We start from the raw sequence: 16541 nt of genomic DNA, 5'->3' as shown, positions 1-16541 counted from the left end.
GGCCTCCACAATGGTCGAGGAGACAATGGAAACTGGCACGGCGTTCATTATCGGACGCGGCGCCGCCTTCGGCGCGAGCAGGCCGATGCCCAGCACGGCGGCGATGACGCCGCCATGCACCAGAAACGAGCCGATCAGGGCCGGGCCAGGCCGTTCCAAGGCGTCAGCCCCCCCCGCCTGATCCGGAAGATTGGGCGGAGGTGTCGGTGATCAGGTTCATTTTCGTGAATCCGGCGCCCGACAGCCGCGCCATGACCCGCGCCACGGCCTGATAGGGCGCCCGGCCGTCGGCGCGGACGAAGACCGGCTTGTCGCGCGCGCCCTCGCCGCCCTCCTGGGCCACCCTCAGAACCAGCTGGTCCCAGGGCGCCTCGCTGTCGGCGACGAAGATGGCGCCGTCGCGGTCGATGGAGACGACCACCGGCTCCTGGTTGGTCTCGACGGCGCTGGCCTCGGTCTTGGGCAGTTCGACCTCGACCCCGGTCGTCAGCAGGGGCGCCGAGATCATGAAGATGATCAGCAGCACCAGCATGACGTCGACCAGCGGCGTCACATTGATCTCGCTCAGGGGCCGCTTGCGCGGCCGTCTGCGGCCCCGGACGTGTCCGCCCCCGCCGCCGCCCGCCAAAGCCATGGCTCAGAGCTCCCGACGGCTGTAGTCGCCTGTGGACGGCGTCACCGGCGGCGAGGACGGCGCGGTCGACCCGCCGAGACGGCGCGCCACGGCGGACTGCAGGTCGTCGGCGAAGCTTTCCAGCCGGCCCGTGAACTTGCCCGCGTCGATCGAGAATTTGTTGTAGGCGATATAGGCCGGGATGGCCGCGGCCAGACCCAGGGCCGTGGCGAACAGGGCTTCGGAGATCGCAGGGGCCACGGTGGCCAGGTTGGTGTTGCCGGACAGGGCGATGGCGCCGAAGGCGTTCATGATGCCCCAGACGGTGCCGAACAGACCAATGAAGGGCGAGGACGTCGCCACCACCGACAGCACGCCGAGGCCGTTCTCGACCCGCTGGCCCTCGCGGGCGATCAGGCTGTCCAGCGCCCGGTCGATCCGCGACATCAGCAGATTGGCCTGGTTCTCCGTCAGGGGGCCGCGCGTGCGCGCCTCGCGCCAGTCGGCCAGGGCGATGACCAGCATGCGCGGCAGGGGATGGGCCGGATCGGGGCCCGCCTGGGCGGCGACCTCTTCCAGCGACCGGCCGGACCCGACCGCCTTCTCGAAATTGTCCGCCTGGCTGTTCAGCGACGAGAATCGCACGGCCTTGTCGATGATCACGGCCCAGGACCACAGCGAGGCGATCGCCAGACCGATCATGATCGCCTGCACGACGATATCGGCCTCAAGGAACAGGCTGACCGGGTTCAGCATCGAGGCCGGGGCGGCGGTGGTCATCGAGTGGCGTCCTTCCGTCTGTCCGTCCCTGTGCACCGGACGGGCGTGGCGGTTGTGTGGCGGATTTCACCGGGTCTAGCGGGGTGTGGCGGCGGCGTCACCCGTCTACACGCGTCAGGCGGTGGAAACGGTCAAGCTTCGCGCGCCAGCCATGGCCCGACCTTTTCGACCAGGGCCCGCGTCGGCCGACGCGGACGGCCGTCCATATGGATGCAGACGACCTCGACCTCGGCCCGGCACAACACGTCGTCGCCGCGCGTGATCGTCTGGGAGATCAGCAATCTGGGCCCCTTCACCGCGTCGTAGTGGGTGCGCACGATCAGGGCGTCGTCGATGCGCGCCGGCTTGAGGAAGCCAAGCGTCATCTTCGTCACCACGAAGGCCATGGGCTGGTCGCCGTCCAGCAGGTCGGCGTGGCCGACGCCCATCAGCCGCAGGCAGTCCGACCGGCCCCGCTCGAAATAGCGGACGTAGTTGGCGTGATAGACCAGGCCGGTGAAGTCGGTGTCCTCGTAATAGACCCGGACCGGCAGGCGGTGTTCCCGCCCCTCGAAGCGGCCGGCGGTGGGCTGGTCCGTCATGGCGTCGCCGGCGGCGGTTTGGGCAGGTTGGGACAGTCGGCGCGCACCATGGCCTGGAATTCGGTGGCCAGGGGGTCGTCGCTCATCATGATCCGGTTGGGCCGCGAGATGAAGCTGTACGCCGCGCTCTCGCCGCGCCGCCCGACATAGCCGCAGACGACGCGGCCGCGGCCCTCGTCCAGCAGGCGGATTTCCGCAGTGCGGCCCAGCTGCTCGCGCGCCTGCCGCAGCACCCGCCGGGCGGGCGTTTCCTCGGTGAAGCCGGGACGCGACGCCTCGACCGCCTTCCACAGGATCACCGCGCCCAGCAGCAGCGCCGCGGTGCCCAGCACCGCGATCAGCCGGTCGGTTCGGATCGCCCTTCGCGCCATGCGGCCTCCTTCGCGCGGAGCATGACGGGGTTCGGCGCGGAGGTGAAGCCCGGGATCGGATTGGCCGCCGTCGGGCGCGATGCTAGGTCTCGATCGCAACCTGGGAGGGGATCATGCGACGCAGCGCTCTGGTCATGGCGGTTCTGTTCACGGGAATGGGGGCCGCGGTCCCTGTTCAGGCGCAGACGCCCCCCGCCGCTACGGCCGCGGCGCCGGCCAGCCTTCACGAGGCGATTCCCGTCATAGATGCGGCCTTCGACCGCTGGCAGGCGAACGCCCATGCGCCGGGGCTGGTGTACGGCGTCGTCCAGAACGGCGAGATCATCCATCTGCGGACGACGGGCGTACGGACCGTCGACGGCCCCGCCGTGACGCCCGACACCCTGTTCCGCATCGCCTCCATGTCCAAGGCCTTCACGGCGCTGGCGATCCTGAAGCTGCGCGACGAAGGCAAACTCTCGCTCGACGACCTGGCCGAGACCCATGTGCCGGAACTGGCGGCCTGGACCTATCCCACGGCCGATTCCCCGCGCATCCGGGTCCGCGACCTGCTGAACCATACCGGCGGATTTGTCACCGACGACCCCTGGGGCGATCGTCAGCAGGTCCTGACCGAGGCCGGGTTCACGCGCATGCTCCGGGACGGCGTGCCCTTCACCCGGGCGCCGCAGACGGCGTTCGAATATTCCAACTTCGGCTACGCCCTGCTGGGCCGGATCGTCACCAATGTCTCCGGGCGGCCCTACAACGACTATATCGAGGCCGGGATCATGCGGCCCCTGGGCATGACCTCCAGCGGCTACGACATCCTCGCCTCGCCGCAGGATCGGCGCGCCCTCGGCTATCGCTGGGAGAACGACGCCTGGCTGCGCGAACCGGACATGCGGCACGGCGTGTTCGGATCCATGGGCGGGGTGCAGACAAGCGCCGGGGACTACGCCCGCTGGATTTCATTCCTTCTGTCGGCCTGGCCCGCCCGCGACGGCCCGGAGACTGGCCCCGTCCGCCGCTCGACCGTGCGCGAAATGGCCCAGGGCTCCAACTTCGCCTCGCCGCGCAGCCGGACCGGCGCCGACGGCCAGCCCTGCGCCGGGGCCAGCGCCTACGGCATGGGCCTGCAGGCGGCCGTCGACTGCGAACTGGGCGTCTATCTGGCGCACGGGGGCGGCTATCCCGGCTATGGCTCCTTCATGATCCTGATGCCCGAGCGGGGAACGGGCCTGTTCGCCTTCGCCAACCGGACCTACGCCGGACCGGCCGGACCGCTGATGGAGGCCGCCGCGACCCTGGTTCGGGCCGGTCTGGCCCCGGTGCGCCCGACCCCGGGCAGCGACGTGCTGGCGGAGCGCTACGCCGACGTCGGCCGGATCTGGGCCGCGGGGGACGTGGCCGCGGCCGGGGACGGGCTGGCGATGAATTTCCTGATGGACCGCTCGGTCGAAAACTGGCGCGTCGTGCTGGCCCAGCTGAAGACCGACGCCGGCGCCTGCGCCACCGAGGCTCCGATCACGCCGACGGGCGCGCTGTCCGGAACCTTCCGCTGGGCCTGCGACAAGGGCCAGATCGACGGCCGTCTGCTGCTGGCGCCGACCCGGCCCGCCACGATCCAGGCCGTGAACTTTCGCCTGACCCCGACGCCGGCGCCGCAGTAGCGAAGGCTATTCGAACAGCCCGGTCTGAACGGTCCCCGCGGGCTTCGGCGGTTCGGCCAGGCCAAGGTGGACGTAGGCCTTCGCGCAGGCCATGCGGCCGCGGGGGGTGCGCTGGATGAAGCCCTGCTGCAGCAGATAGGGCTCGATCACGTCCTCGACCGCGTCGCGCGCCTCGGCGATGGCGGCGGCGAGGGTGTCCATGCCGACGGGGCCGCCGCCGTAATTCTCGATCAGGGCCTTGAGGAAGCGGCGATCATTGGCGTCCAGTCCGGCCTCGTCGACCTCCAGACGGGCCAGGGCCCGCGCCGCGGCCAGCCGGTCGATCTTCGGCGCCCCCTCGGCCCCGGCGAAGTCCCGCACCCGGCGCAGCAGGCGGCCGGCCACGCGCGGCGTGCCCCGCGAGCGCGAGGCGATCTCGCGCGCGCCCTCGTCGTCGACGGCCACGCCCATCTTGCGCGCCGCCCCCGTGATGACCCGGACCAGTTCGTCCGGAGTGTAGAATTCGAGCCGCAGCGGAATGCCGAACCGGTCGCGCAGGGGCGTGGCCAGCAGGCCCGCCCGCGTCGTCGCTCCGACGAGGGTGAAGGGCGCCAGATCGATCCGCACCGAACGGGCCGACGGCCCCTCGCCGATGATCAGGTCCAGCACATGGTCCTCCATGGCCGGGTACAGGATCTCCTCGACCGTGGGGGCGAGGCGGTGGATTTCGTCGATGAACAGCACGTCGCGCGGTTCGAGATTGGTCAGGATGGCGGCCAGGTCGCCGGCCTTGGCGAGGATGGGGCCGGAGGTGGCGCGGAAGCCGACGCCCAGTTCCCGCGCCACGATCTGCGCCAGGGTGGTCTTGCCGAGACCCGGCGGGCCGAACAGCAGGACGTGGTCCAGCGCCTCGCCGCGACCGCGCGCGGCGTCGATGAAGACCTTCAGATTGCCCTTGGCCTGCTCCTGGCCGACGAACTCGGACAGGGTCTGAGGCCGCAGGGCGCGGTCGTGGATCTCGCCGGGGACGGGTGCGCCGGAGACGATGCGGTCGTCAGACATGCCGATCCCCATGTCTTCCGATCATCCCGGCGAAAGCCGGGACCCAGTTCTTTCGTGAGGCAGGATGCAGGGGATTGGCGCCGGCGCATCGGCGGTGGGACCGGAGCGCCCAAGGCACTGGGTCCCGGCTTTCGCCGGGATGATCGGAGAAGGGAGTCACCGCCCCAGCTCCTGCAACGCCGCGCGGATGACGGCGGACAGTTCGGCCTCCTCCCCGAGGCGGATCAGGGCCTGATCCACGGCGCGGCGGGCGTTGACCTCGGCCACGCCCAGACCCAGCAGGGCCGACACCGCTTCGCCGGTGACGCTGGGCGCGGGTGGCGCGATATCGGCATGGACGCCCGGCCCGGAAGGCGTGAAGGACACATCGCCCAGCGGCTTGCCCTTCAGCTCGGTGACGATGCGCAGCGCCAGCTTGGGCCCGACGCCGTTGGCGCGGGCCACGGCCGCCTTGTCGTCGCGCGCCACCGCCGCCGCGAGGTCGCCGGGCGGCAGGACGTCCAGCACCGACAGCGCCGCCTTGGGGCCGACGCCCTGGATGCCGTTGAGGGTCAGGAAGGCGCGGCGCTCGTCGCGGGTCAGGAAGCCGTACAGCCGCGGGCCGCTTTCGGCGTTGAAGGTGGATTCGATCTGCAGGGTCGCCTCGTCCCCGGGGGCCGGCAGGCGTTGCAGGGTGCGCGCGCCGCAGAACACCACATAGCCGACGCCCGAGCAGTCGATCAGGCAATGGTCCGGCTCGACCTCGGCCAGCACGCCCCGGAGGCGGCCGATCATGCCGCGCCCCGCAAGGCCGTCAGCAGTGCGCGCTTGCGCAGTTGCGCATGGGTGATGGCCACGGCGAGGGCGTCGGCGGCGTCGGCCTTCACCTCTCCGGCGGACGGGAGCAGCCGTTTGACCATGAAGGCGATCTGGCTCTTGTCGGCATGGCCGGCGCCGACCACAGCCTTCTTGATCAGGTTGGGCGAATATTCCGCCACCGGCAGACCGCAGCGCGCGGGGGCCAGCATGACCGCGGCGCGGGCGTGGCCCAGCTTCAGCGTCGACGACGGGTTCATGTTGACGAACACCTCCTCGATCGCGGCCTCGTCGCAGCCATGCGCGGCGCAGACCGCGCCCACCGCGTCCAGCAGATGGAGCAGCCGCTCGCTGAAGGGCGCGGTCTCGGGCGGGCTGATCACTCCGTGCGCGACCCAGCGCAGCCGCGACCCTTCAGCCACGATCACGCCCCAGCCGGTGCGGCGAAGGCCGGGGTCCAGTCCCAGGATGCGAGTCGCTTCGTTCGTCATCTGTTCCGTTATTGCCTGAGAGATGCCTAACGGACAATGACCGATCTCGGCCGGGTCAGTCGCCCATGCGAAGCAGGGCCAGGGCCGAGCCGCCATCCCCGGATGGCACCAGGTTCAGCATATAGATCGGGGTCGTCGCCGCCCGGGCGGCCATGGCCTCCCGTCCCTGCAGGATCAGTTCGTTTTCATCGACGAACGGGCCGGAGCCGGAGAACACCCAGACGGGCAGCATGGCGCCGGTGAAGCCCAGCCGCGCCTCGACCAGCGCCGTCAGCCGGGTCTCGTCCAGGCCCGCGCCCGGCGCGGGCTCGATCGCACAGACCCGGACCTTCAGCCCGCCCCGGTCGGCCATGGGTGGAGAGGCCGAGAGCAGCAGGCGCGCCGGCGCCGCGTCGGCGGGCCCGCTCAGCCGGATCGCCACTTCGGGCGCGTTCGGGTTCACCGCCTCATCGACCATCGCCTGGGGGGCAGCGATCCAGCCCTCGGCCTCCGCAGCCGCGACGGCGCGGGCCGGATCTCCTCCGGTCGCCAGACAGAACCGGTCGAACTGCTGGAAATAGGCCAACGAATCGGACGGGGCCTGGGCGGCCGCGGGAACCGCCGTCGTCAACGCCGCCAAGGCCATAGCCACCCTGATCATCGAATCCTCCCCACTGCTGGCCGCCCATCTGGCCCCAGGGACCACCCGATGGGAAGGCCGGACGTCTGCAGCTTCTGAGATTGCATATGCAACGATCCTGTGCTTTGCATATGCAATGGAAGACGCATCCCCTTGCATCTGCGGCCGTTTGCGGCGCACGTCCCGCGCCCTGACCCGGTTGTACGACGAGGCCCTCGCCCCCGTCGGAATCACCGTCACCCAGTTCTCGGTCATGCGCACCCTGTCGCGCCTTGAGCGGCCCGGGCTGGTCGAACTGGCCGAAGCGACGGCGCACGAGAAGAGCGCGCTCTGGCGCACCATCCAGCCGCTGGTGAAGAAGGGCTGGATCGCGGCGGCGGCCGAGAAGGGCGCGCGAGGGCAGAAGCTGTCGCTGACCCCGGCCGGACGGGAGGTACTGTCCGACGCCATGCCCCACTGGCGCACGGCCCAGGCCCGCGTGGCCGAGACGCTCGGGCCGCGAGAGGCCGCCCTGATCGCCCTGCTGGCCGAGGTGGAAGCCCATGTCTGACGCCGTCACGACCGAGGCCAACCTGTCGCGCAAGGCCTGGATCATGATCCTGGCGGGCGCCCTGATCGTCACCCTGTCGATGGGCGTACGGCAGGCATTCGGCCTGTTCCTGCGGCCGATCGGCCTGGATCTGGAGATCGACCGCCAGACCTTCGGCCTGGTCATCGCCGCCCAGAACCTGCTGTTCGGCCTGATCCAGCCCTTCGTCGGGGCCTGGGCCGACAAGTATGGAGCGGGCCGGGTCGCGGTGGGCGGGGCGCTGGTTTACGGCGCCGGCCTGCTGATCGCGGCGAGCGCCGCCGATGCGTTCGGCCTGATGCTGGGCTTCGGCGTTCTCACGGGTCTGGCCATGTCGGGCGTCACCTTCGTGGTCGTGCTGGGCGCGGTGGGACGCGCCGTGCCGCCGGGCAAGCGCACCCTCGCCTTCGGAATCGTTACGGCCGGCGGATCGCTGGGCCAGTTCCTCGTCGTGCCGGCGGCGCAGGGCCTGCTGGACGCACTGGACTGGCGGCTGACCCTGTTCGCCATGGCCGGGCTGGTCGCCCTGATCATTCCGCTGGCCCTGGGCGTGGCCGGCAGGCCGCCCGTCAGCGACGCCCGCGACGGCCCGCCCCTGAAACAGGCCCTGGCCGAGGCCGGACGCCACCCCAGCTTCTGGCTGATCAACCTCGGCTTCTTCGTCTGCGGCTTTCACATCGCCTTCGTGGGCACCCACCTGCCTGCCTACATTCGCGACGAAGGCCTGTCGGCAAGCGTCGGGGCCGGCGCCCTGGCCCTGATCGGCCTGTTCAACATCGCCGGCTCGTGGCTGTGGGGCGCTTGGGGGTCGAAACATTCCAAGAAGGGGCTGCTGGCCCTGCTCTACGCCCTGCGCGGCGTGGCCATCGCCCTGTTCCTGATCGTGCCCCTGTCGCCCGCCAGCGTGCTGGTCTTCGCCGCGGCCTTCGGCTTCCTGTGGCTGGGCACCGTGCCGCTGACCACCGGACTGGTCGGCCAGATCTATGGCGTGCGCCATCTGTCGGCCCTGGGCGGGATCGTCTTCCTGAGCCATCAGGTCGGGGCCTTCCTCGGGGCCTGGACCGCGGGCCTGGCCTTCGACGCCACGGGCTCCTACGCCGTCATCTGGATGATCTCGATCGGTCTGGCCGCCATGGCCGCCCTCGCCAACCTGCCGGTCAGGGAGGCGCCGCTGGCCCGGCCCGCCGCGCTGCAGCCCGCCGAATGAGGACGCGCATCCTCATCGGGATCGCCGTCGCCGCCCTGCTCGGGCTGGGCGTCTGGCTGTGGAGCCGCAACGGGCTGGCGGTGTGGGTCGACGCCGCCATCGCCTTCTGCACCTGAGGCCTATTCGTCGCGCGGCATGACCGAGAACTCGGCCAGCCCCTTCTGACCCGACAGGCGGCCGACCAGTCCGTCGACATCCATCGGCATCTGGCCCTTCACCTTCATGTGGTGCTCGTGCTGGGTCCCCGACTGGCAGATGACGTGGCCGATGCGGACCGCCTTCATGCCCGAGCCCCTGAACATGTCGCGCAGGACCTTCTCGCCCGGCGCGGCGCCGCGCTTCCAGCGCAGGGTCACGTCCATCACCCCGACGTGGGGCAGCCTGGCGTCCAGCAGGCGCAGCACCGCCAGCACCGCGAGGGTCGCCGCCGATCCGATCAGGGCCAGGTCCAGCATGCCGACGCCGTACAGGACCCCGACCGCCGATGTGACCCACAGCGAGGCCGCCGTGGTCAGGCCGTGGACCGAGAAGCCCTCGCGGAAGATCACGCCGGCGCACAGGAAGCCGATGCCGGTCAGCAGGCCGTGCGACATCCGCGTCGGATCGATCACCACCGTCTGGCCCGGCAGGGCCGTGAAGGCCCAGGTCGACTGATGCATCGCCGCCAGCATCAGCAGGCAGGAGGTCAGGCACACGAGGATGTGGGTCCGGAACCCCGCCGGATGCCCGTGCCAGGTGCGCTCGATGCCGATCAGCCCGCCGGCCGTCATGGCCGCCGCAACCGGCCAGACCAGATCCCAGTTCATGTGTGTAAATCGCTCCGCAGACTGACGAATCTTCAGCCTAGCCTCGCCCGCATCCCGCGATCAAGCGGTTGTCGTTCCGTCAGTCGTTTCGCGGATCGAGCTTGTAGCAGGTCACGCCTTCGATGGTCCGCAAGCGGGCGGCGAGGGTCTTCAGCGCCGCCTCGCCCTCCAGCTTCAGGCTGAAGCTGCGGCGCACGCCCTCGCCGTCGTCAACCAGTTCGAACCGGTCGGCCCGGCGCGCGCGATCGGCGTCCGCCAGCGCCGCCTCGACACGACGTTCCGTATCAGGATCGTCGCGCCGCCACGTCACGTCCGCATCCACCACCAGTTTTCGCGGCAGCTTGAGATCCACCAGCCTCAGCACCACCAGTATGGCGGCCGTCAGAACCGTCCCGGCGGCGCCCAGGGCGAACAGGCCGGCGCCGAACAGCAGACCGATGGCCGAGGTGATCCACAGCGACGCGGCCGTGGTCAGGCCGTGGATCGAGAAGCCCGAGCGGAAGATCACGCCCGCGCACAGGAAGCCGATCCCGGTCAGAACGCCGTGCGCCATCCGGGTCGGATCGCTGACGATCTCCGTGCCGGTCAAGGGCGCGAACCGCCAGGAGCCCTGCGACACCGCCGCCTCCATCAGCAGGGCCGAGGCCAGGCAGACGAGGATGTGGGTCCGGAAGCCGGCCGCCCGGCCCCGCCACTCGCGCTCGAACCCGATCAGGCCGCCGGCCAGGATGGCGGCCAGCAGGGGCAGGGCGAAACCCGGCAGGTCGTGCATGTTCATGATCATGGCAACGGTTGCGACAGCCTCGCTGTTCCGCATCAGCCTTCAGCCGGTCAAGGCCTGCGCTTCAGGCCGCTGACGGCCGTTCGGGGAACCTGTGTCGGGAAACCGACGTTAGGCCGGGTGGCCGCCCGTCCGGCAACCTGGAAGGAGGGGACGATGCACCATCCGACAGACCGCTGTCTCGACGCCGAACATTTTTCGGCCCTCAAGGCCGAGGTGCTGCGCGCCGCGGTGGAACTGTCCGACGAGCAGCTGAGCGACCTTACCGACGCCCTGCACGTCGTGCACCGCTTCCGCCGCCCCGGCCGGCCGATCCGCCATCCCGACGGCTGGGTCACCGACGAACTGCGCAGCTTCGCCTGACGGGGTTCAGCCGGGACTGACCCGGCGAAGCGTTACGGTTCCGACGCCGCCCGGAAACGGACCGTGAACTGGATGGAGCCGTCGGTGTCGAAACCATCGATGCTGTAGGGCGTGACGCGGGCCTGACGCGTCGCCGCCAGCGCCGCCTCGCCGAACCCGGCGCCCTGCGGGGTCTCGCTCACAACCTCGCACGCTCCGAATTCCCCCGTGACAAGGGTCTCGCATCGAAGCACCACAACGCCCTGTTCGACGCCGCGGCGCAGGGCCAGTTCCGGAAAATTCGGCACGGGCTGTTTCACCCATGCCTGCGGTCTCAGCACTTCGCCGTCCGGCCCGAGGGTCGTCCTGGGTTCGGGCGGCGGCGCAGGCTGGACGACGGACGACGGAATTGGCTCGATGAGCTCCACGTCCACCGCGTCATCCGAATAGGACACCTCCCGGAGCGTGAATTCGGACTTCGACATCCACCAGGCCAGGCTCGCGAGAATGATCACGGCCGCAGCAACGAGCACACCGATCCAGACGCGGGAACCGCGTCGCTTCGCTTCCGGCGCGGGCGTCTCAGGCCCGGGCGGCGCGGGGTCCCACGGTCCCATTCAGCCCGCGTACTTCGCCAGGTCTTCGTCCGAAATGTCCTCGTTCGAATAGACGTTCTGCACGTCGTCCTCGGCGTCCAGCGCGTCGAGCAGCTTCATCAGCGTGCCGACCGCCTCGCCGGTGACCGGGACGTCGTTCTGCGGACGCCAGACCAGCGCCGTGGACTTGGCGTCGCCGAGGATTTTCGACAGGGCCTCGGCCACTTCGTTCAGGTCCTCGAACGTCGTCCAGATGGTGTGGCCCGGCGCGTCCTCATAGATGTCGGGTTTGACCAGATCGCTCTCGACGTCCTGGGCGCCGGCCTCGATGGCGGCCTCCATGACCGCGTCCTCGGTGCCGGCCTCGGCGGGATAGATGATCCGGCCGACGCGGTTCCACATGAAGGCGACCGAGTTCATCTCGCTCAGCGCCCCGCCGTTCTTCTTGAACGCCGCGCCGATGTTGGAGGCGGCGCGGTTGCGGTTGTCGGTCAGGGCCTCGACGATGATGCCGACGCCGCCGGGGCCGCGGCCCTCGTAACGGACCTCTTCCATCGTATCGACGTCGCCGCCGGCGGCCTTGTTGATGGCGCGCTGGATCACGTCGCGGGGCAGGCTTTCGGCCTTGGCGTTGTTGACCGCCAGACGCAGGCGCGGGTTCATGGCCGGATCGGGCATGCCCAGCTTGGCGGCCACGGTGATGTCCCGCGACAGCTTGGAGAACAGCTTGGAGCGCTGCGCGTCGGCGCGGCCCTTGCGGTGCATGATGTTCTTGAACTTGGAATGGCCGGCCATGAAGCTCTCTTGAAGTGGGCGCTATCGTTCGCCGCGCGGCGGCTCGCTGCATGAGCGCGGACGGCGTCGGAGGAGCCAGCGCATCTAGCCGAAGCCGCGTGCGCTGTCACGACACAGGAACCGCCGGCGTCGGCGGACATTCATGTTGCATCGCCACCGGAGCCGTTTCCATGACCGCCGAAGACGTCATCTACGACGCTGACCTGTACGCCGACGGCGACCTCGACGAGGCCGACATCGTGGAATGGTACGAGACCCGGCCCGTCACCGTCTCGACCGCCGTCGCCGCCGGCTCGATCGTCGCCGCCTTCACCCTGGGCGTGCTGACCGCCGTGGGCGCCCTGGCCCTGATGGGGCGGCTGGACGACTAGGCTGAGGGCCGGTCTCCTGCACACGCCTGCGCCGTCCCACTGGTCAGACGAGTTGGAGTGTCGGTATCGTTCGAAAATGCGCATTTCGATTATTGCCATGTCTGTGGCCGTGGCAGGTCTGGCCTCCTGTTCGACCATCTCCGATCCTTACCGGACGGCGATTGCGAGCTGCCAATCGCTCGCCTCCGATCGAGGCCTCCCGTTGGTTGGCGACCCCGACGACGGTGTAGGCGTCACGCATTCAAGCTATAACAAGCTGACTTGGTCAGCATCGGCGACGCGGCCGCAGGTGGTTTGCGAGACGCGCGAAGGCCGAGTGATTTTCTTCCAGGCCGGCGACCAGGTTCTTCGCTGATCAGCGCTGCTTGCCGCCGCCGGTAAGGTGGCTCGGAACCCACATCACCGAAGTACGGGAGCAAGTCCGCGGTTTGAAGCGGTGCGAACGCTGGGCTCTGGCCCCTCGCCTCATAGGTCGGGTTAGCTTCCTGACGGGACCCCTCTACGCCTTCAAACTCTCCAGGAAACCGCGCATCTTCTCGTCCACCGGCACCGGCCGCTTGGTCTCGCGGTCGACATAGACGTGGACGAAATGGCCCACCGCCGCCGCGTCATCCTCGTTGTTGCGGAACAGGCCGATCTCGTAGCGGACCGAGCTGGTGCCGACGTGGGCCACACGCACCCCCGCCTGGATCTCGTCCGGAAAGGCGGTCGGGGCGAAATAGCGGCAGCCCGTCTCGACCACCAGCCCGATGGTCGTGCCGTGATGGATGTCCAGCACGCCGTTGACCACCAGAAGCCGGTTCACCGCCGTGTCGAACCACGAATAGTAGACCACATTGTTCACATGGCCGTAGACGTCGTTGTCCATCCACCGCGTGGAGATGGCCTGGAACCGGCGATAGTCGCCCCGCTTCGTGCGCTCGATCGTACCCGTCATGAAGTCCCTCTTGGTGCGCCATCGCTCGCGACGCGGTCGCTCGCTGCGTGGGCGCGGTTTGCTCCCTGCGCGTCTGGGCGCGCTTGAGGCCAGCCTTGGGCTTGGCGGACGCGGCGTCAAGCGCCTAGCGTGTCTCGATGCAAACCACCGCCGCCGTTCTCCGCATCGCAGGCGCCGCCCGTCCCTATGCGGACAGCCGCCCGCTCTCGATCGAGACCGTGACTCTCGATCCACCGGGACCCGGCGAGGTGCTGGTCGCCGTCAGGGCGGCGGGCCTGTGCCATTCCGATCTGAGCGTCATCAACGGCGACCGGCCGCGTCCCCTGCCCATGGCCCTGGGCCACGAGGCCGCAGGCGTGGTCGAGGCGCTGGGCGAGGGCGTGGCCGATCTCGCCGTCGGCGACCACGTCGTCATGGTCTTCATGCCGTCGTGCGGCCACTGCAACCCGTGCGCGGAAGGCCGACCCGCCCTGTGCGAACCCGGCGCGGCCGCCAACGGCAAGGGCGAACTGCTGACCGGCGGGCGCCGAATTCACGACGCGGACGGCGCGCTGAATCACCATCTCGGCTGTTCGGCCTTCGCCGGCCACGCCGTCGTCTCGCGCCGCTCCCTGGTCAAGGTCGACGCCGACCTGCCGTTCGAGCACGCCGCCCTGTTCGGCTGCGCCGTCCTGACCGGGGTCGGGGCGGTGGTGAACACGGCCGGCGTTCGCGCAGGCCAGAGCGCGGTGGTGGTCGGACTGGGCGGAGTCGGGCTGTCGTCGGTGCTGGGCGCGCTGGCCGCCGGCGCCTCGCCGGTCGTCGCGGTCGATCTGTCCGACGACAAGCTGGCGCTGGCCCGCACCCTCGGAGCCGTCCAGACGGTCAACGCCGGAGACGCGGACGCCGTCGAACAGGTCCGCGCCCTGACCGGCGGCGGGGCCGATTTCGCGTTCGAGATGGCCGGCTCGGTGCGGGCGCTCGACTCGGCCTGGCGGATGACCCGGCGCGGCGGGACAACCGTCACCGCGGGCCTGCCCCCGCCCGAGGCCGTCCTGGCCGTCAACGTCGTCTCGCTGGTCGCCGAGGAACGCACCCTGAAGGGCAGCTATATCGGAACCTGCGTGCCCGGCCGCGACATCCCCCGCTACGTCGCCTTGTTCCGGCAGGGCCGGCTGCCGGTCGATCGCCTGCTGACCGGGATCATCGCCTTGTCGGACATCAACGCCGCCTTCGACCGGCTTGCCGACGGCCAGGCGGTGCGCACCGTCGTGCGGTTCTAGACCACCTTCAGCCCGACGCCCGGCTTGCCGCCGGGCTTGCCGACCGAGACGTCCAGGGTCTCCACGCCGAACTGCAGGCCGCGCACGGCGCGCGCCGCCAGCGCCTTCATCTCGTCGGCAGGCCGGTCGGAGCGGATGTCCAGGAACCAGCCGATCCGGCCGATGTCAGGCCAGATGGCGCGCGCCAGCCAGACCGTCTCGACCATCGGGACCTTGAAGGCCTCCCGGATCAGGTGCGTGAGCATGGCGGGTTCGTTTTCCGGCTCGATGTCATGCAGTTCGACGCGGCCCGAAACCGGGTAGAGAGACGGCGGCTCCTCGTGCTCCAGCACGGCCTTGATCTGATCCGGATTCAACAGCAGGCCCTTCCCGCCCTCGGGGTTCAACAGCACCACCTGGTCCTTCAGGATGTCCAGCAGGGCGCGGCCCCGCATGGCCAGGATGCGGGCCTCCTCGCCGAACATCTTCGTCGCGCGGCTCGGATCGGTGAACAGGGTCACGCTGTTGCGGCCGTCGTTCAGCACTACGCCGCGCAGTATCAGTTGCTCGCCGTGTCGCAGGACCTTGGTCCCATCGTCGCCGGGCGCCCCCCCGGGACCCTCGGGATCCGGCACGGCGTACAGATCGGCCTCGAGCATCACCCGCTCGAACCGCCCCATCTGCGAAGCATCGGCCAGTCCCTCGTAGAGAGCCTCCTCCAGCGGGTTCAGGGGATTGTCGGTGAAGACGAGGGGCTGGGCGTCGGTCATGGTCAACTCGGGATCGAAGGGGCCGACACAAGAGGCGAGCGGGCGCGCGCCGTCAATCGTCTGACTGCGCCTCCCGCCGCAAGGGAGGCGGCCGGGCCCGAAGGTCCGGCCGCCCCGGGTCCTGTCGGCGTCCTAGCTCAGCACGACGATGGCGACGCGCCGGTTCTGGGCGCGGCCTTCGGGCGTTTCGTTCGGCGCCACCGGGGCTTCCTCGCCATAGGAGATGGTCGCCATGCGGTTCAGGGCGATGCCCTGGCGGCTCAGCGAGCGGCGCACCGCCTCGGCCCGGGCCTCGCCCAGCTGCTCATTGTATTCGGCGTCGCCGACCGCATCCGTATAGCCCTGGATTTCCAGATAGACGTTGCGGTTCTCGCCCTTCAGACGCTGGGCCAGTTCGGCCAGGCGCTGTTCGGCCTCGGGCGAGAGGGCGTGGCGGTCGGTGGGGAATTTCACCGAGTCGTCCGACAGCACGACCTCGTACAGGAATTTGCCTTCCGCCAGCTTGTGGGCCGCAGTCGCCCGCTCCAGCGCCTGGCCGGCGGTGCCTTCGACCCCCGTCACCCGGGTGTCCACCGTGGTCACCCGCTCGTCGACCACGGCCAGATTCTCGCGCACGAATTTGTGGCTGGCGCAGCCGCTGGCCGCGAGGCCGAGCGCGAGAACCACGCCGGTCATGGCCGCCGTCCTGAGTTTCGATCTGGTCAAGTGTCGTCTCCTGATTGGCGGGGCGCTGCTCCCGCATAGGTGCGCGGACGTGACGGTGCCGTAACCCGGAGGGCGGAGTGATGACCGGCTCGGGGCCAAAACGCGTCACCTTGACCATTAGCTTGACCGTAGGAAGCCCGGGTCCGGAGATGCCTTGCGGGCGCCACCTTGTTGACGCGGGCGGGTGGTCTTCAGGTCGGCGCGGGCGCAGCCGGACCCGCCGGTCGAGTTCCCACCGTGCGGCCAAGCCTTGAGACGCAAACGGAAAAATCGCCCGATGCGGACCCGTCTGCGTCGCGCCGCGCCGTGCGGTCCCGGCGCTGGATCCGGACCTGGGGTCCCGCCGTCGCGCTCAGCCTGTCGGCCCACCTGGTCGTGTTTCTGGCGCTCGTCTCATCTCCTTCCCCGCCGATCACAATTCTTTCGCCCGAGGCCGAACCGCGCGCCGTGGTGGTCACCCTGACCCGGCCGCCGCCGCC

Annotated in this window: 21 protein-coding genes; 6 read left to right on the top strand and 15 right to left on the bottom strand. The window is 69.9% G+C overall.

Annotated features, from left to right (window positions below):
- Positions 1–163: 163 nt before the first annotated feature.
- The 4 genes from VN378_RS01755 to VN378_RS01740 all read right to left on the bottom strand — a co-directional run bounded on the left by VN378_RS01755 (position 164) and on the right by VN378_RS01740 (position 2345).
- Entirely contained in the window at positions 164–634 is a 471-nt protein-coding gene (locus tag VN378_RS01755; protein WP_325740392.1) for an ExbD/TolR family protein, read from the bottom strand.
- 3 nt (positions 635–637) lie between these two features.
- Positions 638–1393 (bottom strand): protein TolQ, encoded by a 756-nt coding sequence (gene tolQ / locus VN378_RS01750; protein ID WP_325740391.1) that lies wholly within the window; start codon positions 1391–1393, stop codon positions 638–640.
- A 131-nt stretch (positions 1394–1524) separates the two neighbouring features.
- Positions 1525–1974 (bottom strand): tol-pal system-associated acyl-CoA thioesterase, encoded by a 450-nt coding sequence (gene ybgC / locus VN378_RS01745; RefSeq protein WP_325740390.1) that lies wholly within the window; start codon positions 1972–1974, stop codon positions 1525–1527.
- Positions 1971–2345 (bottom strand): hypothetical protein, encoded by a 375-nt coding sequence (locus VN378_RS01740; RefSeq protein WP_325740389.1) that lies wholly within the window; start codon positions 2343–2345, stop codon positions 1971–1973. The genes ybgC and VN378_RS01740 overlap by 4 nt, the downstream gene beginning before the upstream one ends.
- Before the next feature lie 113 nt (positions 2346–2458).
- Between VN378_RS01740 and VN378_RS01735 the strand changes: the two genes are divergently transcribed.
- Positions 2459–3997, top strand: a complete 1539-nt coding sequence (locus tag VN378_RS01735) for a serine hydrolase domain-containing protein (protein WP_325740388.1) — start codon at positions 2459–2461, stop codon at positions 3995–3997.
- A gap of 6 nt (positions 3998–4003) precedes the next feature.
- Here the strand turns inward: VN378_RS01735 and ruvB are convergent, their stop codons facing one another.
- From ruvB to VN378_RS01715, 4 genes are all read right to left on the bottom strand, one after another.
- On the bottom strand, positions 4004–5038 hold the full coding sequence (ruvB, locus tag VN378_RS01730; RefSeq protein WP_325740387.1) for a Holliday junction branch migration DNA helicase RuvB: 1035 nt from the start codon (positions 5036–5038) through the stop codon (positions 4004–4006).
- Positions 5039–5194: 156 nt separating this feature from the next.
- Complete coding sequence (gene ruvA, locus VN378_RS01725) at positions 5195–5812, bottom strand: Holliday junction branch migration protein RuvA (protein ID WP_325740386.1); 618 nt, start codon at positions 5810–5812, stop codon at positions 5195–5197.
- On the bottom strand, positions 5809–6324 hold the full coding sequence (gene ruvC, locus VN378_RS01720; protein ID WP_325740384.1) for a crossover junction endodeoxyribonuclease RuvC: 516 nt from the start codon (positions 6322–6324) through the stop codon (positions 5809–5811). Before ruvC ends, ruvA begins: the two co-directional genes overlap by 4 nt.
- Before the next feature lie 55 nt (positions 6325–6379).
- Positions 6380–6964 (bottom strand): hypothetical protein, encoded by a 585-nt coding sequence (locus VN378_RS01715; RefSeq protein WP_325740382.1) that lies wholly within the window; start codon positions 6962–6964, stop codon positions 6380–6382.
- Between the two features lie 148 nt (positions 6965–7112).
- Here VN378_RS01715 and VN378_RS01710 point away from each other — a divergent pair, with 148 nt between their 5' ends.
- Together VN378_RS01710 and VN378_RS01705 are read left to right on the top strand one after the other, a co-directional pair.
- Positions 7113–7493: a MarR family winged helix-turn-helix transcriptional regulator gene (locus VN378_RS01710; protein WP_325740380.1), complete on the top strand. Its 381-nt coding sequence runs from the start codon at positions 7113–7115 to the stop codon at positions 7491–7493.
- Entirely contained in the window at positions 7486–8718 is a 1233-nt protein-coding gene (locus tag VN378_RS01705; RefSeq protein WP_325740376.1) for an MFS transporter, read from the top strand. The genes VN378_RS01710 and VN378_RS01705 overlap by 8 nt, the downstream gene beginning before the upstream one ends.
- 119 nt (positions 8719–8837) lie before the next feature.
- On the opposite strand, the gene VN378_RS01700 is transcribed toward VN378_RS01705, so the two are convergent.
- Together VN378_RS01700 and VN378_RS01695 are read right to left on the bottom strand one after the other, a co-directional pair.
- Positions 8838–9524: an MgtC/SapB family protein gene (locus tag VN378_RS01700; RefSeq protein ID WP_325740374.1), complete on the bottom strand. Its 687-nt coding sequence runs from the start codon at positions 9522–9524 to the stop codon at positions 8838–8840.
- A 79-nt stretch (positions 9525–9603) separates the two neighbouring features.
- Positions 9604–10296 carry an MgtC/SapB family protein gene (locus tag VN378_RS01695; RefSeq protein ID WP_325740372.1) on the bottom strand — a complete coding sequence of 231 codons (693 nt, stop codon included), beginning with the start codon at positions 10294–10296 and terminating at the stop codon, positions 9604–9606.
- A gap of 165 nt (positions 10297–10461) precedes the next feature.
- Between VN378_RS01695 and VN378_RS01690 the strand changes: the two genes are divergently transcribed.
- Positions 10462–10668 carry a hypothetical protein gene (locus tag VN378_RS01690; RefSeq protein ID WP_325740370.1) on the top strand — a complete coding sequence of 69 codons (207 nt, stop codon included), beginning with the start codon at positions 10462–10464 and terminating at the stop codon, positions 10666–10668.
- 32 nt (positions 10669–10700) lie between these two features.
- Here the strand turns inward: VN378_RS01690 and VN378_RS01685 are convergent, their stop codons facing one another.
- Entirely contained in the window at positions 10701–11162 is a 462-nt protein-coding gene (locus tag VN378_RS01685) for a TonB family protein (RefSeq protein ID WP_325740368.1), read from the bottom strand.
- 102 nt (positions 11163–11264) lie between these two features.
- Entirely contained in the window at positions 11265–12038 is a 774-nt protein-coding gene (locus VN378_RS01680) for a YebC/PmpR family DNA-binding transcriptional regulator (RefSeq protein ID WP_325740366.1), read from the bottom strand.
- 170 nt (positions 12039–12208) lie between these two features.
- Here VN378_RS01680 and VN378_RS01675 point away from each other — a divergent pair, with 170 nt between their 5' ends.
- Positions 12209–12409, top strand: coding sequence for a hypothetical protein (locus VN378_RS01675; RefSeq protein WP_325740364.1), 201 nt, complete (start codon positions 12209–12211; stop codon positions 12407–12409).
- 499 nt (positions 12410–12908) lie between these two features.
- Here the strand turns inward: VN378_RS01675 and VN378_RS01670 are convergent, their stop codons facing one another.
- Positions 12909–13346 carry a thioesterase family protein gene (locus VN378_RS01670; protein ID WP_325740362.1) on the bottom strand — a complete coding sequence of 146 codons (438 nt, stop codon included), beginning with the start codon at positions 13344–13346 and terminating at the stop codon, positions 12909–12911.
- A 137-nt stretch (positions 13347–13483) separates the two neighbouring features.
- On the opposite strand from VN378_RS01670, the gene VN378_RS01665 reads away from it, so the two are divergent.
- On the top strand, positions 13484–14608 hold the full coding sequence (locus VN378_RS01665; protein ID WP_325740360.1) for a zinc-dependent alcohol dehydrogenase family protein: 1125 nt from the start codon (positions 13484–13486) through the stop codon (positions 14606–14608).
- Here VN378_RS01665 and VN378_RS01660 read toward each other — a convergent pair.
- On the bottom strand, positions 14605–15357 hold the full coding sequence (locus VN378_RS01660; protein WP_325740358.1) for an SseB family protein: 753 nt from the start codon (positions 15355–15357) through the stop codon (positions 14605–14607). The two genes, VN378_RS01665 and VN378_RS01660, sit on opposite strands and share 4 nt — an antisense overlap.
- A 132-nt stretch (positions 15358–15489) precedes the next feature.
- Entirely contained in the window at positions 15490–16062 is a 573-nt protein-coding gene (locus VN378_RS01655) for an OmpA family protein (RefSeq protein ID WP_325740356.1), read from the bottom strand.
- Between the last annotated feature and the right edge of the window lie 479 nt (positions 16063–16541).

Source organism: Brevundimonas sp. (genome assembly GCF_035561115.1).
In the GTDB taxonomy this organism is placed as follows: domain Bacteria; phylum Pseudomonadota; class Alphaproteobacteria; order Caulobacterales; family Caulobacteraceae; genus Brevundimonas.
The sequence above is the reverse complement of the archived record's forward strand: the minus strand, read 5'-3'. Positions and strand labels throughout refer to the sequence as shown.

Bases quoted from the DNA above. Each gene is read 5' to 3' on its own strand.
- ruvB (WP_325740387.1), bottom strand. From the start codon at position 5,038: ATGTCTGACGACCGCATCGTCTCCGGCGCACCCGTCCCCGGCGAGATC.
- VN378_RS01665 (WP_325740360.1), top strand. From the start codon at position 13,484: ATGCAAACCACCGCCGCCGTTCTCCGCATCGCAGGCGCCGCCCGTCCC.
- ruvC (WP_325740384.1), bottom strand. From the start codon at position 6,324: ATGACGAACGAAGCGACTCGCATCCTGGGACTGGACCCCGGCCTTCGC.
- VN378_RS01735 (WP_325740388.1), top strand. From the start codon at position 2,459: ATGCGACGCAGCGCTCTGGTCATGGCGGTTCTGTTCACGGGAATGGGG.
- ruvA (WP_325740386.1), bottom strand. From the start codon at position 5,812: ATGATCGGCCGCCTCCGGGGCGTGCTGGCCGAGGTCGAGCCGGACCAT.
- VN378_RS01675 (WP_325740364.1), top strand. From the start codon at position 12,209: ATGACCGCCGAAGACGTCATCTACGACGCTGACCTGTACGCCGACGGC.
- tolQ (WP_325740391.1), bottom strand. From the start codon at position 1,393: ATGACCACCGCCGCCCCGGCCTCGATGCTGAACCCGGTCAGCCTGTTC.
- VN378_RS01670 (WP_325740362.1), bottom strand. From the start codon at position 13,346: ATGACGGGTACGATCGAGCGCACGAAGCGGGGCGACTATCGCCGGTTC.
- VN378_RS01695 (WP_325740372.1), bottom strand. From the start codon at position 10,296: ATGCACGACCTGCCGGGTTTCGCCCTGCCCCTGCTGGCCGCCATCCTG.
- ybgC (WP_325740390.1), bottom strand. From the start codon at position 1,974: ATGACGGACCAGCCCACCGCCGGCCGCTTCGAGGGGCGGGAACACCGC.
- VN378_RS01705 (WP_325740376.1), top strand. From the start codon at position 7,486: ATGTCTGACGCCGTCACGACCGAGGCCAACCTGTCGCGCAAGGCCTGG.
- VN378_RS01680 (WP_325740366.1), bottom strand. From the start codon at position 12,038: ATGGCCGGCCATTCCAAGTTCAAGAACATCATGCACCGCAAGGGCCGC.
- VN378_RS01740 (WP_325740389.1), bottom strand. From the start codon at position 2,345: ATGGCGCGAAGGGCGATCCGAACCGACCGGCTGATCGCGGTGCTGGGC.
- VN378_RS01715 (WP_325740382.1), bottom strand. From the start codon at position 6,964: ATGATCAGGGTGGCTATGGCCTTGGCGGCGTTGACGACGGCGGTTCCC.
- VN378_RS01690 (WP_325740370.1), top strand. From the start codon at position 10,462: ATGCACCATCCGACAGACCGCTGTCTCGACGCCGAACATTTTTCGGCC.
- VN378_RS01700 (WP_325740374.1), bottom strand. From the start codon at position 9,524: ATGAACTGGGATCTGGTCTGGCCGGTTGCGGCGGCCATGACGGCCGGC.
- VN378_RS01755 (WP_325740392.1), bottom strand. From the start codon at position 634: ATGGCTTTGGCGGGCGGCGGCGGGGGCGGACACGTCCGGGGCCGCAGA.
- VN378_RS01660 (WP_325740358.1), bottom strand. From the start codon at position 15,357: ATGACCGACGCCCAGCCCCTCGTCTTCACCGACAATCCCCTGAACCCG.